This window comes from Clostridium sp., from assembly GCF_050717635.1.
Lineage (GTDB): Bacteria > Bacillota > Clostridia > Clostridiales > Clostridiaceae > Clostridium_AD.
This window is the reverse complement of the sequence record NZ_JBOITO010000036.1, coordinates 337,479-354,157: the sequence shown is the minus strand read 5'-3', so window position 1 is coordinate 354,157 and position 16,679 is coordinate 337,479. Positions and strand designations below refer to the sequence as shown.

Genomic DNA, 16,679 nt, shown 5'->3' with positions numbered 1-16,679 from the left:
TATTTCAGTATTGACCTCGCTATTTAATGAACAAATTTATGTCTACTTGTCATTCTTTTCAAATAAAAACTGGCCTCTCCCAAGATTATTCACTTTCACTTTTACATTAACTATTATGTCCGAATTACAAACAATGTTATCCCAATCTGTATCAGGGTTTCGTCCATAAGTAGCTGCAGCAACACGACCTAACTCTAGGCAATCTACTTTATACTCATTTTGCATTTTGTTTATAAAGTCATTGCAACTTTTTTTTGTTTGTTCTTCTAATTCCTGGCTATACTTATCTACTGTTTTGGTATTTATCATAAAATCCTTATACATACTATTATTTATTATTTCACCATTAAATTCTATATCAATAGTAAATTTATACTTGCCATCGATTTTTTCACATTTTACCTTCTTTTTTGATAGACCATAATTTGATATCAAGTTTTGTGAATCCTTCTGGAGTGTTAATATTCCTTTAACTTTATCTTCCTTTAAAATATTCATATACATGGCCTCCGACATTGGTATATTTGAAACCATTTTGTCTTTTTTGAAAATAGCCATTCCCACCAAAGTAATTTTATTGTTTATTATTTCAAGGGAGGGAAGAACTAAATTTCTTCCCTCTGAACCTATCATTAAAAGCATATCTACCACTTTATATCGGTCAGACATGAAATTTTGTTCTTCAGAGCTTTTAATCATACCGCTAATATAATCTGATGAAGTGTTAGTACCCTCAACTTTAAACTTTAGAATATCAAGGGCCTTGTCTTTACAAACAACTATCCATGTATCATTATTCATTTGTTGATTAGAAAACATTATATCAGCAATAGGATTAATGCCATAGGTTGCCAGGGCTTCGCTAAAAATAAATACTTTCTGTGCTCCAAACAAAAATTTTTTGGATGAGATGGTTTGCCTGTTTGATCTAGTTTCAGCAACATTTTTACCAATACCTTCTAGAATAGTATTTGATACTTTATTTTTTTCAGGGAATGAATATGCATTTGCAGCAATGTCATATTCAAACACGGGGCTAATTGCATTAATGTCAAAGGATAATCCTGAGCAAATATCAATGTTTTCTATAGGAAGAGTAACACTATTTGAATTAAATATGAGATATATAATTATGCATGAAGCAGATAATATAAGTAAGCTATATCTTTTCATTTATAAGTGCTCTCCTTTTTTTGAATGTATTTAAGTTTACTCTTACCTTTTAGAAGAGATAATAATGCAATTATGGTTATATAAAAAATATTAAAAAAGGTTATCCAAGGCAAAGCAATACCAGAAACTTCTCTCCTTATTACTTCATTTTCTAAAAACAATGGAAAAATAAAAATAATAGGTAATAATAAAAAACAAATTGTTTTTCTTTTTATATTGGTAATGTTATTCAAGATTTTGGTGGCGGCATAAAATTCAATAGATATGGTTTTATAAACCACAGTAATCCATATTAGAATCTCTACATATCTAAAATTATTTACTACAGGTATTTTAAATGATTCAGCCATGAAGGAGAATGGCCATAATTGTTTTACTACTAAATCAGGACCAGAAAAATAAATAGATGAAAAAACTATCCAAGTATAAAATATAATTGCCACAAGAGTACTTAGTAATGTAACTTTTAATATATTTTTTTTGTCTTCCACATATGGATATATTATTAATAGTAATTCCATAGCTGCATAGGAAAATGAAGATTTTATGCCTCCTTCTAAAATTTTGGAGAAACCCTCACCTAAAAAAGGTTTTACATTTAAAATACTGCCGAACTTAAAGGATACTGTGGATGATATAATTATAAGGCATACCAAAAAAAATACTATAGTAGCAAATCTGGCGAGTACCTTTAAGCCTTTAATTGAAGCATAACAAGCAACAGCAACCAAAATCATCACTAATTTAAGATGGGACATAAAATATATACTATATGCTCTTAATTGATTGCTTGAACCTGAAATAACTAGCACAATATAGAATAAAAATGTGAGCATAAATAATAAATTTAAAACATTCCCTATTATCTTTCCAAAATATACTTTGCTTAAATCCATTATATTACTATCTGGATGTTTTTTGATTATAATTCCTGCAGCTAAAACAATATATAGTGGATATATTCCACCTATAATGGTAGAAATCCATCCATCCTGTTTTGCAACACTTACTACATCAGCAGGGAGGCTAGTAATTCCCATACCTATGACAGCGCCGAGTAAAATAAAAAAAAGTTGGTTAGAGGTTATTAGGCTATTATATTTATTCATTATTTTTTCTCCTGAATTTTTTTCTAAAATCAGTTTGCCTTTTATTATTACGCTCTGAAATTATGGCGGGACGAGAATTCATTTTCCATAAAGGGGCACGAATAAAAGTATCTTTTAAATCATCCTTATTAAATTCCATATATGGAACACCAAAATTTTCTAAGGAAGATAAATGGAGGATAAGTAGTGTATATCCTGTAGCAATCCCCATTATCCCCATGCTATTTGCTAGAAACAACATTGGGAATCTTAACAGCCTTATAGAAATAGACATATCAATTGAGGGAACTACAAAAGAAGCAATAATTGTGATACCAATTACAAGCAGAGTAGTAGGACTTACCATACTTGATTGTACTGCGGCATTTCCTATAATAATACCTCCCACTATACTCAAGGTTGATGCTATTTTTGAGGGAAGTCTGAGGCCTCCTTCTCTTAAAAGTTCCATTAGTATTTCAAGTATAAGTATTTCTATAAAGGGTGAAAGAGATATTCCTATTCGTGATTGTACTACCGGAACAAGGAATTCAACAGGTATGAGCTCTCCATTATACGTAATTAAAGTTAAATAAATTGAGGGAAGTGTAATTACTAATAAAACTGATATAAATCTAAGTAACCTTATAAAATTTGCTGATATCAGTCTTTCATTATAATCTTCAACAGTATCAAAAAATTCAACAAATAAAGCAGGGAGTGTTAATGAATGAGGAGTCCCATCTATAATAATAGCTATTCTACCTTCCATAATACTTGGTGCTATTCTATCCGGCCTCTCTGTGGTAAAGCACATAGGGAAAGGGCTGTAGGGATTTTCATCTATAAATTGCATTAATGCCCCTGAGCCAGTAATAGAATCTACATCTATCAAATTTATTCTTTCTCTTATCTCGTTTAAAGTATTAGTATTAACTAAATCTTTAATATAAACTAAGGCCAAATCCGTTTGTGACCGCCTTCCAACTACAAGTTTTTCAATGCAAAGGTTTGAATCTTTAATTTTCCTCCTAAGCAAACTTATATTAACTTCTAAGTTTTCCACAAAACCATCTCTGGATCCCCTTAGTGCGGTTTCATTATCTGGGTCAGAAATTCTCCTAATTTCGCCACCAGTGGTATCTATAATCACATACTCTTCTAGATTTTCAAGTACAAGTAACGTATTTCCATTTTTAACCTGTTTATAAACTTCTTCAATATTATTGTTAATAATGGAACAATCCGCAGTTATGTAATTACTACAAAGAAAACTGGCTGTGTCGCTATTTAGTAATATAGAACAGCGTAATTCAATCATTAGTGGATTAAGAATATCCCTATTAATAATAGTTTTGTCTACTAGACCATCAATATATATAATAGCACCTTGTATTGATGGATCTCTGCCAAGTGATATATACTTGAGTTTTATGGGAGCTGATGACCCCAAGGCAGTTATAATATTATTCATCTTAGTGTCAATGCTTTCATTTTTCATATATATCACCTCAATATAGTTTTTTATCACTTCTATACTGATATTATTTTGACCTCTTTTGTTGATAATATACAGAATTCATGGGATAAGTTGGTACGGATAGTAGAGTAACAAGAATTGGAAGTGAAATGTACAATCATTGTTGCTGATGGAAGTAATTTACATTTAAGTTTATAAACGGTTTATTAAAATCAAAAAACCACAGGTGAAATAAGGACAAAAGCATAAAATTTGTAGTACAATTAAAGTATATGAAATGTAAGGGGGAACTAAATAATGAAGTATAGAAATTTTGGTAATACAGGAGAAATGGTATCAACTCTAGGTTTTGGGTGTATGAGGTTACCAGAGGTGGAATTAAACGAAAAATGGTATATTGATGAAGATAAAGCCCTACCACTACTTTTTAAAGCTTATGAAAGTGGTATAAATTACTTTGATTCAGCTCCATATTACTGTCATAAAAACAGTGAATATGCTGTTGGTAAGGCTCTTAAAAGTGTAAGGGATAAGATTAAGCTAACAACAAAACTCCCTTTTGAAGATGTTAAAAAACCTTCTGATATGAGAAGAATTCTTGAGAACAGCTTAAAAAAAATGGACACTGACTACATAGACTTTTATCATTTTTGGGGACTAAACAAAGGTTCTCTTGATAATATTAAAAGCAATGACCTTTTTAATGAGGCGCGAAAAGCAAAAGAAGAAGGGCTGATAAAGCATTTGAGTTTTTCTTTCCATGATGAGCCTTCAAATATGATTGATATTATAGATGCTGGCGAAGGGATTTTTGAATCTGTTTTATGTCAATATAATCTTCTTGATAGGGCAAATGAATCTTCTATTGCCTATGCTAAGAAGAAGGGACTAGGAATAGCGGCTATGGGACCTGTCGCAGGGGGAAGACTTGCAGCACCTACGGAACTATTTAAGAAACTCACAGGGAAAGAATCCATAGCTACTTATGAACTTGCATTAAGATTTGTTTTAGGAAATGAGGATATAAGTATCGCTCTATCGGGAATGCAGAATATGGATATGCTAGAGAAAAATCTAGCTATAGCAAATGTTGATACTTATATGACTAAGTCAGAATGGGACAAGATTTCTATAGCAATGGAAGAAATTAAGAAGTTCTCAGAACTATACTGTACAGGTTGTAATTATTGTCAGCCATGTCCAGCGAATATAGATATTCCTAAGATTTTTAATATGTATACTTACCACAATGTTTATGGATTAACAGGAGCTGCTAAAAGTGAATTCGAAGAATATAAAAACAATCCTGACAAGGGTGCATTACCAGAGAGTTGTATAAATTGTGGTATGTGCGAGTCAAAATGTCCGCAACATCTTAAAATAAGAGATGAGTTAAAGAGAGTAGTTATGGTTTTAGAAGCTATAAAAGCAGAAAATTAACGGAGGAACATAACATGGAGAATTCTAGTATAAAAAAACTTATGAATGTGTTAAAGAAAAAAATCCATAACGGTAAAGATATTAAATATGCGGTACCTGAACTTTGGAACTGTTTCGGATATAATGGAGAAGAAAAAAAAGAATATGGAAATGGAGTTATATATGTCAATCCATATAAATTTTATTATGATTGTATACATGAATACATAATGAAAGATTATAACGACAAAATAGATTATAATAAATCATTATCTATAATTAAAAACGATTTTAAAAATGAATACGGATATTTGGGCGGAGATTGGAAAAAAAAAAGTTCCATTTATTCTATGCATATAAGAACATCTACTTCCTGGGATCATAATGGAAGTGGAGCTCTTGAGAATATAAATGGAGAAGGGTTTAAAGAAACGGGTACTTTTGTTAAAACATTGGCTTTACTTCCACTGCTAAAGAAGATGGGAATAGATACAATTTATTTGCTACCTATCTCAGAATATAGTAATAAGTTTAAAAAGGGTGGAATGGGATCTCCTTATGCCATAAAGAATTTCTTTAAAATTGACCATAATTTAAAGGATACTATGACAGGTAATGAATTTACCATAGAAGAGGAATTTAAGGCTTTTGTGGAAGCTTGCCATATTTTACGCATAAGGGTTATGATAGATGTTATTCCAAGAACAGCAGCTAGAAATAATGATCTTATATTGGAGCACCCTGATTGGTTTTATTGGATAAAAACATCAGATGTAGATAATTATTCGGCGCCATATGTTGAAGGGGTTGCGCCTGCTGATAAACCATCATATGATAATTTGGATTTGATATATAAATCTGAACAAGTATGGAATCATATAAAAAAATTCTGTGAATCACCAAATATAACGGATTCTGAAAAGTGGGAGTTATTAAAAAAATGTTGTGTACAAAATCCTGAATTAGATTTATTAGAGAAAATCGAGAAAGAATTTGGATTAACTACGGCACCTGCATTTGCTGATTGTTTAAATGATCCTCAGCCAGCTTGGAGTGATATTACATTTTTAAAATTGTATATGGATCACCCAAATGCAGCTAAGAGGTATGTTACGGATGAGGCACAAGCACCATACATTTTATTTGACACCATTAAAGGTGATTTATTTAAGGGAGATATAGAAAATACTGAACTTTGGAATATTATTTCCGGTATTATTCCATATTATCAAAATAGTTTTGGTATAGATGGAGCAAGAGTAGATATGGGACATGCACTACCTAGCGAATTAGTCCAAATGGTACTTCAGAAACCAAGAAAAATAGATAGCGATTTTTCGTTTATAGCTGAGGAACTTCTTGTAGAGGGAGCAGAGAAATCAAGAAATGCAGGCTATAATATGATTATAGGTTATGGATGGTGGTTGGAACCTAGAATATTTGAACATAAGACCCATGAATTCATGTACAATTCAATAAACTATAAGGCACCTGTATTTGCCTGTGCAGAAACTCCTGATACACCTAGAATTGCAGCAAGAGAGGGAGGTAGGATACTATCAAAATTGGTTACAGTTATGAATCAATTTATGCCTAATGCAGTCCCATTTATTAATTCAGGACTTGAATTATATGAAACTCAGCCCATGAATACAGGACTTGATTGTAGACATGACGAAAAATATAGGCTTTCACCAGAGGATGCTTATAATGGTAAATTGGCCTTTTTCGAAAAATATTCTCTACATTGGGATAATCCTTACAGATGGGATTTGCCAGATACACTTGAGATTGTTTCTAAAATTAGAGTGCAATTTAGTGATACCATAGCTAATACAGAGAACTATATTCCTGTAAATTTCGGCGAACCTGAAACACCGGCTATTGGGCTTGCATATGTTGTTGAAGGTAAAAGATGGAGACAAGGTGATAACGTAATTATGGCGGTATGTAATACTGATTTATATAATGAAAGAGAATTTACTTTAAATTTAGAAAATATAAGACAATATTCCGGAAATGTTTCAAAAAAAGCATGGCTAGCTTTTTCTCCAAACGAATGGAGCCATGATATATTTGATTTTGATGAAAATTATAATTTATATCTTAGATTTAAACCAGGGGAAGTTAAAATTATAATGATGTAATACTAAAGGTATGTTATAATTTTTATATACAGGAGATGAAAAAAATGAATACAAATATGGTAGTAGGAATATTATTACTTTTAGGTCCCACAGGTCTTTTTATATATTTTGATAAAAAGCTATTAATCAGTAAAAAAATACAAGCAAAGTTTAAGATAAAGACTTTTCTAGGCTTATATGCTTTTATAATAATAACATTAATACTTAGTGCGATTTTAGTGGCAGCCATAGCAATGATTTTTAGATTATCTAGTAGTTCTGCATATGTATTGCAAATTATGCTAATAGGAGCTCTTTTAGGGCTGTTTTCAAATATACAGAAAATAACTAGAAGTAAATCAAGGAAGTAATCTTCATATAAGATAAAAATAACCTTTAATTAATTTGAAAGGTTATTTTTATTTTTAGGATTAAATCACGTGATGAATTTTAACGACATTTCAGAAGGAAGGTCTCCCACTTCTATAAGTGGGAGCTATATGCTATAACAAATAAAAAACTTCAGTGGAAGTTTAAATCTCCTTCTGAAGTCGTTAATATTGCAGCTTCGCAGAAGATGATTTAACTATAGAGAGGAAGGATTTTAAATGTATAAATTAGTGTGTATTGATATGGATGGAACACTATTAAACAGTAAAAAGAAAATATCAAATGCCAACAGAGTTGCACTGAAAAAAGCTTATGATATGGGTGTACATATAGTAATAACAACAGGAAGAATATATATTAATGCAGCTTATTATTCTAATTTGGTTGGTGTAGATTCTCCCGTTATTGCAGCAAATGGAGGGATTATAAAAGAGGGAGATGAATTCATTTATAAACGAACCATGTCTAGAGAGGTTAATACTAAGATTCTTGAGATTTGTAATAAATACAAAGCTAATCCAAGATTTCATACTTCTAAAGACACATATGATGGGAAAAGTTTTTTTGATTATATGAATTTAATATTTTTATATGAATTTGTTTTAAAGATTAAATCAAAGGGATATAAAGTTAAACTACACCATATTAAAAATGCTAAGCAATGGGTGGATGTGTTTAAGACTGAGGAAAAAGAAATCATTAAATGTGATATTATTGATAGTGATATTGAAAAGATAAAGAAAATAAAAGAGGAATTAAAAAAAATTGAATATATTCAAGTGCTGGGGGCTGGGTTACACGGCGTTGAAGTTACCCATAAGAGCGTTTCTAAAGGTGCTGCTGTAAAATATTTAGCGCAGCGGTATAATATAAAAAAAGAAGAAATAATTACAATTGGAGACAATGAAAATGACATAGAAATGATCGAATATGGCGGCCTTGGCGTTGCTATGGGAAATGCAATCGAAAAACTTAAAGATAGTGCAGATTATATTGCAGCTACAAATGATGAAGATGGAGTAGCTAAAGTTATTAATGAGTTTATAGTGAATAGGGGAAAATAAGATTTAATTATTAACCGATGGGGGTGTTTTTATCCTTCGTCGGTTATTATTTTATATTGGAGTAAATATCATTCTATTAACAGATGTGACGACAAAGCTATTTGCTACTGCGAAGTATCGGTTACATTGAGAACTAAAATAAATATACATGTAAATGCATATTTATTCATTGGAATTTTATTGATTATTAATCAAAGTGTGACTGATTTAAAATACCCGTTATTAAAGAATAGCCACAATAAAAGCTTTATAGATATATTTAAATTAATAAATATTTAATAAACATTATAAAAAGGTATTGACTATTGTATTTAAATACAATACAATGTATACAAATAAATTATTATTCTATTAATTCAAGGAGGCAATATAAATGTCAAATACACAATTATTTAAGTCTGAAAACGAATTAGTATGTTTTATTTCTGAATATATAATCAAACATGAAGATACTATAGCAATTATAAAAAATGAATTGAGAAAAGACGTAATTAAGTCTTTGTTAATAAATGAAGATTTTAATGCATTTAAAGATGTATCTGATTCAGAAGAAAATGTTCTATTTTTAATCAAAACTGGTGATAAGGAAGAAAAGAATTTAAGTCTTAAGGTTTGCGGGGCACATAATAAGCATACTAAAGCTTTTAAGATGGTTGACATTGATAATATATTGCTTGTAGATGGTTTAATTACTGAGGATGAAGCTAAGAGTATAACTTACAATAAAGAAATCACTAAGATGAAATTACAATTACAATAAAATTTCGTCTGTTTTCTACAAAAGAGGCCACCCTATAACAAATTAGACTGTTAAAGGAGGGGCCTCTTTTGTTGTGTAGTTATGTTTTTATAAAGAAATATGTAATTAGAGTTTACAAAAGATTAATTTATTTTGATAAAACGTTTACAAGGGAAAAGAAAAGTGGTAAAATTAATCAATGTTAATAATTGTTATATTAACTAATGATTTAAGTGAAAGGGGGACAAGCTCATGAATTTAATAGATAATTTTATATGTGTCTTACCAAGTATTTGTTTAATTACAGATGACCCGTATCGCGTTAAAATGATTGCAGCTCATTATTTGGACAATGTAGAAATATTTACTGAAACACGAGGACAAGTGGGGCTTATGGGTAAATTTAACAATATTCCTTTAATTGTTATGTCAGTTGGAATTGGTATAACATCAACAATGGCTTATTTAACTGAACTTTGCTCAAAAACTCAAATTAAGCGCATCGTTTATTTTGGTGATTGTATTACACATGATTCTAGCTTGCCTGTGGAAGCCATAACATATATAAGCAAAGCATACGAAAATGACCAATGTTATTCTGTATCTAAAAATTTGTTTGAATATGCACAAATGGTAATGAGGGAAAATAATATCAATGCACAAGCTTGTGATACAACCACTAATGATAATTATTTTATAGAAAAAAAGTATATTATAAATCAAAAATCGAAAGTTTTGGATTTTACAACATCTGCCATATACAGACTCAATGGAAGTGATACAGATATCGAAACGCTATCTATACTTAATGTTTGTGGAAGCGTTACCACAAATAAAAAGATAGATGAAGCGGTAAGACAAAGTGGTTGCCATTCGGCCATAATGTTAGCGCTTCATACAGTAACTTTTAAAACTATTTAAAAATACTAAGGTGTTTAAGTTAATTAATACAAAAATGCTATTATCCTTCTTTGTGGATAATCTTTTATGGAGTTATAGTTGTTTTTTCACACTGGAGGAAAATATAAAAGCCAACCGGTAAAAAAGGTAGGCTAATCAATGGTTGTGTAATTTCACAATCAACTAATAATATATTTTAAAAGGGGATGCAAAAATGAAAAAAACAAAGAAAGCACGGTTCATATCAATAATATTATCAAGTTTATTAGTGATAAACACACTAATAACGTCGCCAGTGCTAGCGGCTATGTCTGTTAATGATGGAATTAATCCACCACAATCAATAGCAGGTAAAACAGAAATTGTAACTTGGAACTTCGGTTCTATACCTGATGTTACTAATGGAGATATTGCGGCAACAAGTGGTTATTATAACGACGCCACGAGTTTGTTACAATTGTACCAAGGGGATATTCCTACAAAAATAACCACTGATTTTGGATACAGTACTTCTTCTTTAAAAAATATTGGATTTCAAAAGCCTAGTTATTGGAGTTTTACAACATCAACGAAAGGATTTAATGATTTATCCTTTAATTTTGCTATGTATTCAGCTAAGTCAGGTCCGCGGGATTTTAATACAGAGTGGAGTGAAAATGGTATAGACTGGCAGTTATTTGGAAATTTAAATGATACCCAATTTTCAGTTAAAAACCCAGTTGCTACAACTGCAAATTATGGAATGAAATTACCAACTGCGGCTGAAAATAAGGATATAATTTATATTAGAATAATTAAAAAATCTGAATTCCAAACAAATGGATCAACAATGACGACTGCAAGTAGTAATATTGGTAACAATATTAACGCCATTCAACTTTATGGTGCAAAAGATCCATTATACACAACAAAAACAGTTGCTGGGACGACCGCTGCTATTCCAGCTAAGACTAATGGAATTTTAGATGTTACTCCTATAACTTTAAATTGTGCAGATGAAGACGCACAAATTTATTACACAACAGATGGTACTACTCCAGCTACAACAGTGGTTGGTTCTACAAAATTGTACACTGCACCTTTCACAGCACTTTCTGAAGGTGGGTTTAAAGGTACAGATCCATTTGTGGTTAAAGCTGTAGCTAAATCTGGCACACTTTTATCCAGCGATGAAGTTGTATTATCCTTTGAACAACAAATTATCACATCTAATGCAGATGCAAAAAAACTTACTGCTGGTACTTATGCATGGGTAAAAGGTACTGGTACTTACTTAAACGGAAATGCTAGTTTATATATTCAAGATGGTATGAATGCTTACAGTGGTCTATTAATTTTTAAATATGGAGCAGACATCTCCTCTTATGTAGACAAAGAAATATATGTTTATGGTAAGGCTTCAATTTATAAAGGCTTGATGGAAATTGTTCCAGATGCTGTTGACGAAATAAATGTAGTTGTGTGTAACGATAGCCCAACTCTTCCAACACCTACAAAAATTATGTTTAACCAACTTTCAAATAGAGCATATGAGGGAATGCTGGTTGCTTTCGACACAGTAAAACTTGATACTGTTTCAGAAACAAATGTTGGAGGTCTTTATAATCACATAGTTAGCCAAGCGGGTATAGCATTTCCATTGCGTGCAAATGCTATAGAACCATCTATTGGCATAACTGGAAGTTATGTGAACATTACAAAAGTGATTGCAAGTTATTTCAACGGAGTTCAGTTAATTTCTACAGATCCAGCGAATTTAGTATCTGCACCTACACCAACCGTTGAGTTCATAACTTCTACTGAAGCTACGGGAACAACAGTACCATTAAATTCTAGTGTTACACTTGCAACGACAACAACAGGCGCAACAATAACTTATTCATTAAATGGTGGTGCGTTAGTAACAAGCACAGGTAATTCAGCAGATGTTAATATTGATGCTTTACCCGCAACCATTACAGCAACTGCTACAGATGGAACATATACAACAGCAACTCAAACTTTCACATATACACAAAGTCAAGTTGCAAACGTATCAGCAACTCCAGGAACTGGTGCAGTTTTTGCAGAAACACCTATAGTGTTATCATCAACAACACAAAATTCAAAAATGGTTTATTCACTATATAAAAATTCTTATTCAGAATCTGACGGTACTTTGGTAGGAACTGTTGACCAACCATATATAGATCCTATTACATTTGATGCTTCTTGTTTTCCTGTAAGAATAGAGGCTAAAGCAACGCTAGAAAACTTCATCGATAGTAATATTTCAACATTCACATACACTGCTAAAAAAGCAGTTGGTGGTGAAAAGAACTACTACGGAGAAATTCACGCACATACAGCGGAAAACTCAGATGGTCAAGGAACTTTGGCAGAAGCAAATGCTTATGCAAGAGACCAAGGTAAGTTAGATTTCTTTATCTTAACAGACCATTCAAATTCTTTCGATAAAGCTCTAGCTACAGATACTGTTGCTACAATTAACAATTTAAATAATTACAATTTAGAAAATCAACAATGGATAAATGGTAAACAGGAAGCAGTTGCTGCAACGACACCTACTTTCCTTGCTGACTATGGCTATGAGATGACATGGTCTGGTGGCCCGGGACATATGAATACATTTAACACAACAGGTTTTGTCAGCCGTAATAACGCAGTACTTAATAGCAAACTAGGTAATGCCGGACTGCAAGCTTATTATGAATTATTAAAAAACACCCCAGGTTCAATTTCACAATTCAATCACCCTGGTAATACTTTTGGAAACTTTTCGGATTTTGGATATTATGATCCCAATATAGATGACAAAGTTAATCTTGTAGAAGTAGGGAATGGAGAAGGGGCTGTTGGATCTGGTGGATACTTTCCATCTTATGACCAATATATTTTGGCACTAGACAAAGGGTGGCACTTAGCTCCAACTAACAATGGGGACAATCACAAAAAAGCTTGGGGAACCTCTAACACTTGTGCAACGGTTGTTTACACAAATGATTATACAATGAGTGGAATCTATCAAGCAATGCGCGACCGTTCAGTATGGGCAACAGAAAATAGAGATTTGGATGTTGCTTATAAGTTGAATGATGGCACAAAAGATTATAGCATGGGTTCTATTTTACAGGATGCACCTGCTACAGCAAACATTACAGTAACCGTTAAAAACAAAAATGTAGACACAGAGACTAGTAATATTGCTTCAATAGAACTACTAAGCAATGGCGGAAAAGTTGTGAATAAAAAAACATACGCTGCTGGTGAAAGTGATGTTACTTACACATATGAAATGACAGCACCTGCTAAGGGATATTACTTAGCAAGAATTACAGACAATAAAGGGTCTATTGCAATTACTGCACCAATTTGGTTCGGTTCTGCTCCAAAGGTTGGAATAACTTCAGTTGTTAACAGTGCAGTAATGCCTGCTACTACTGAAACATTAACATTAACAACAACTTTTTTTAACAATGAAAGTATAGCGACTAATCTTAAATCTATATCATACACTGTAGATGGAGATGCTACGGCTAATCAAAGTTATACTCCTAGTACAAGCATTGCAGCACTTGGTGGCACTACTCATGTATTTAATTATACACCAATAACACCAGGAACTAAAACTGTAGCTATCAGTGCAGTAATTACAGTTAACGGTGTAGATGTTACTCTTACAACTAAAAGCGTTATGAAAGTTGTAGATATTGATAAGGTATTGTTTGTAGGATTAGATGCATCTCATGGCAATGAATATGTAAATGGAGGCAAGTATCCAAATTCTATGGGTAATATGATAACACTTTCAGGAGCTAATGAATTAAGAGTGGTGCAGCTTAATACCTCACAAGAGTTGATTAATGCTTGTAGCAATCCGAAATTTAAAATGATGATTTTGAATGCTCCAACAAGAAATAATGTTGCACCATGGCCAATTCCAACAAATTACACGGTTGATGAAACAGCAGCAATAAAGGCTTTTTCTGAAAATGGAAACACACTTGTAGTTGGTACGATTTCAGACCTTTTAGAGACTACAAACAATGATGAAACATCACCTAAAAAGCATATGGCTGAATTACAAAATTACATCTTAGCTGAATTAGGGTCCACTTTACGTGTAAGTGACGACCAAGTTATAGATGAGGTAACAAATGGAGGACAACCATACAGATTATATCCTACAGAGTTTAATTTGGATAACCCTTTAATGCAGGGCGTTGTAGATGGACAAACATACAGCCAATATAAAGGCTCTACAATTCATGCAGTAGATAAGGTGACTGGGGAGAGAACGACTACGCTACCTTCAACAGTTAGTCCACTTGTTTATGGTCTCCCTACCACTTATTCGGCAGAAATGGACAATGACAACTTTGGATATGGTACGGCAAAAAGTGAGTTTCCTTTTGTTAGCGCTGTTGTAGCTGTTGGAACAAAAACTGAAACCTATAAATCAGATAAAGGAATGAACAATCCTGATTTATACATTCCTAAATATGTTAATCCAAATAGTACCATTGCAACAAATCCAGAAGAAAAATTAATTGCAGCATCTGAAAATGTGCTTCATTCAAATGGTAAATCTTCTTTAGTCGTTGTTGCAGGTGGATCATTCATGAGTAACTTTGAAATACAAGCGACTATGGAAAATTCAGGATCATTACAATATGTTAATTTCAATATTATGGATAATCTTTTCAAAACGGTAAATCCAATAACAGTAACAAGTATTGCTGATGCTAAAGAATTAGCTGATGGAACAGAGGTTATAATTGAAGCAATTGCCACTAGTGGCGTTAATACTCAAAATATTGATGCAAATACAAACAAAGGTTTCTTCGACTGTATCTATGCACAAGATGCAACAGGCGGTATTAATTTGTTCCCAGTTGCTACTGGCATAAACGTAGGACAAAAAGCAAGATTTTACGGTAAAGTTTCACATTATGAAGGTGAAATTCAATTAGCAGTTAGCAAATTTACTATTATAGATGAAAATATTAATAAATTTGCGCCTACCACTTTAGCTACAAAGGCTTCAATGCTAGCATCAAACACTGGACTTTTAGTGAAAACAGAAGGTGTTGTGTCAGATATTAGCAAAGATACTGATGGAACCATAAATCAATTTACAATCAATGATGGAACTGGCCCTGCCATTGTATTCATCAATGGGTACATTACAAAGGGAATAACACTTCCGTTTATTAAAGACGGCGCAACAGTTTCCGTTGTAGGACTTGCCTCTATCGGTAGTGTTATAGGTGGTAATTTGCCAAGAATTAGAGTTAAGGATCGTGCTGAGATAGTTAGTATAGCTGCACCAGTAGTAGTTCCTCCAGTAGTAGATCCACCAGCTGTTATCGTTCCAGAACCTACTATAAAGAGATTAGCTGGACCTAACAGAATAGAAACTTCTATAGCTATAGCTAAAGAACTATATGCTGATAAAGCACCAGATGCAGTAGTACTTGCTACAGCAAATGATTTTCCTGATGCCTTAGCTGCTTCAGGACTCGCTTATAAACAAAATGCACCACTCTTATTAGTTAATACAAATGTTAATAACAGCAAAAACGTATTAGAGTATATTACTACAAACTTAAGTAAAAATAAAAACATCTATATAATAGGTGGTATTGGTGTAATTAGCAATGAGATTTCAGATTATTTAACGGCACAAGGATATAACTTAATTAGACTTGGCGGTAAGGATCGTTATGAAACAAATCATAAAATCGTTGATTATCTAAATGTATCTAAAGGTACAAGTGTCGTTATCGCTACAGGAAGTGATTTTGCAGATGCACTAAGTATATCAAGTATAGCTGGTATAAAAGGCTTCCCAGTATTATTAAATGGTAAAGATAATTTATCAGCTAATGTTAAAAAAGACATAACTAATATACAACCAACAACTGTCTATTTAATAGGTGGAACAGGGGTGCTCAGCGCTAATATAGAAGCACAAATTAAAGAATTAAACGGGAATATAACTATAGTAAGGTTAGGTGGAGATAATAGATATGAAACTTCCATGAAAATAATGGAGTATTTTAATCTAAATGCAACCACAGTAGCTGTAGCTACAGGATTAAATTTCCCAGATGCTTTAAGTGGATCAGTATTAGCTGCAAGAAAAAATTCCGCTGTACTACTTGTAAATAATAAGGATATCAGTAGACAGAAAGCATTAATAGCTAAACAAAATATAACAAATGTAATAGTATTAGGTGGAGAGGGCGTAATAAGTAATGATATCGTAACTTCATTAAAACAAAAATAAAATTAATA

General features: G+C 32.2%; 10 protein-coding genes. 7 read left to right on the top strand and 3 right to left on the bottom strand.

The window, feature by feature from the left end:
* Positions 1–42: 42 nt before the first annotated feature.
* From ACREWB_RS17940 to ACREWB_RS17930, 3 genes are read right to left on the bottom strand one after another with little or no spacing between them, the layout of a single operon-like run.
* Entirely contained in the window at positions 43–1,173 is a 1,131-nt protein-coding gene (locus ACREWB_RS17940) for a Ger(x)C family spore germination protein (RefSeq protein WP_431548829.1), read from the bottom strand.
* Positions 1,170–2,282, bottom strand: coding sequence for a GerAB/ArcD/ProY family transporter (locus ACREWB_RS17935; RefSeq protein ID WP_431548828.1), 1,113 nt, complete (start codon positions 2,280–2,282; stop codon positions 1,170–1,172). Before ACREWB_RS17935 ends, ACREWB_RS17940 begins: the two co-directional genes overlap by 4 nt.
* The gene (locus ACREWB_RS17930; RefSeq protein ID WP_431548827.1) at positions 2,275–3,762 is read right to left on the bottom strand and encodes a spore germination protein; all 1,488 of its coding nucleotides are present in this window, start codon (positions 3,760–3,762) and stop codon (positions 2,275–2,277) included. Before ACREWB_RS17930 ends, ACREWB_RS17935 begins: the two co-directional genes overlap by 8 nt.
* A gap of 276 nt (positions 3,763–4,038) precedes the next feature.
* On the opposite strand from ACREWB_RS17930, the gene ACREWB_RS17925 reads away from it, so the two are divergent.
* From ACREWB_RS17925 to ACREWB_RS17895, 7 genes are all read left to right on the top strand, one after another.
* Positions 4,039–5,181, top strand: a complete 1,143-nt coding sequence (locus ACREWB_RS17925) for an aldo/keto reductase (protein WP_431548826.1) — start codon at positions 4,039–4,041, stop codon at positions 5,179–5,181.
* A gap of 14 nt (positions 5,182–5,195) precedes the next feature.
* Positions 5,196–7,307 (top strand): alpha-amylase family protein, encoded by a 2,112-nt coding sequence (locus tag ACREWB_RS17920; protein WP_431548825.1) that lies wholly within the window; start codon positions 5,196–5,198, stop codon positions 7,305–7,307.
* Between the two features lie 44 nt (positions 7,308–7,351).
* Positions 7,352–7,657, top strand: a complete 306-nt coding sequence (locus tag ACREWB_RS17915; RefSeq protein ID WP_431548824.1) for a hypothetical protein — start codon at positions 7,352–7,354, stop codon at positions 7,655–7,657.
* Between the two features lie 237 nt (positions 7,658–7,894).
* Positions 7,895–8,740: a Cof-type HAD-IIB family hydrolase gene (locus tag ACREWB_RS17910; RefSeq protein ID WP_431548823.1), complete on the top strand. Its 846-nt coding sequence runs from the start codon at positions 7,895–7,897 to the stop codon at positions 8,738–8,740.
* A 373-nt stretch (positions 8,741–9,113) separates the two neighbouring features.
* Positions 9,114–9,500, top strand: a complete 387-nt coding sequence (locus tag ACREWB_RS17905) for a hypothetical protein (RefSeq protein WP_431548822.1) — start codon at positions 9,114–9,116, stop codon at positions 9,498–9,500.
* 231 nt (positions 9,501–9,731) lie between these two features.
* Positions 9,732–10,400, top strand: a complete 669-nt coding sequence (locus ACREWB_RS17900; RefSeq protein WP_431548821.1) for a phosphorylase family protein — start codon at positions 9,732–9,734, stop codon at positions 10,398–10,400.
* Positions 10,401–10,593: 193 nt separating this feature from the next.
* Positions 10,594–16,671 carry a cell wall-binding repeat-containing protein gene (locus ACREWB_RS17895; protein ID WP_431548820.1) on the top strand — a complete coding sequence of 2,026 codons (6,078 nt, stop codon included), beginning with the start codon at positions 10,594–10,596 and terminating at the stop codon, positions 16,669–16,671.
* Positions 16,672–16,679: the final 8 nt, after the last annotated feature.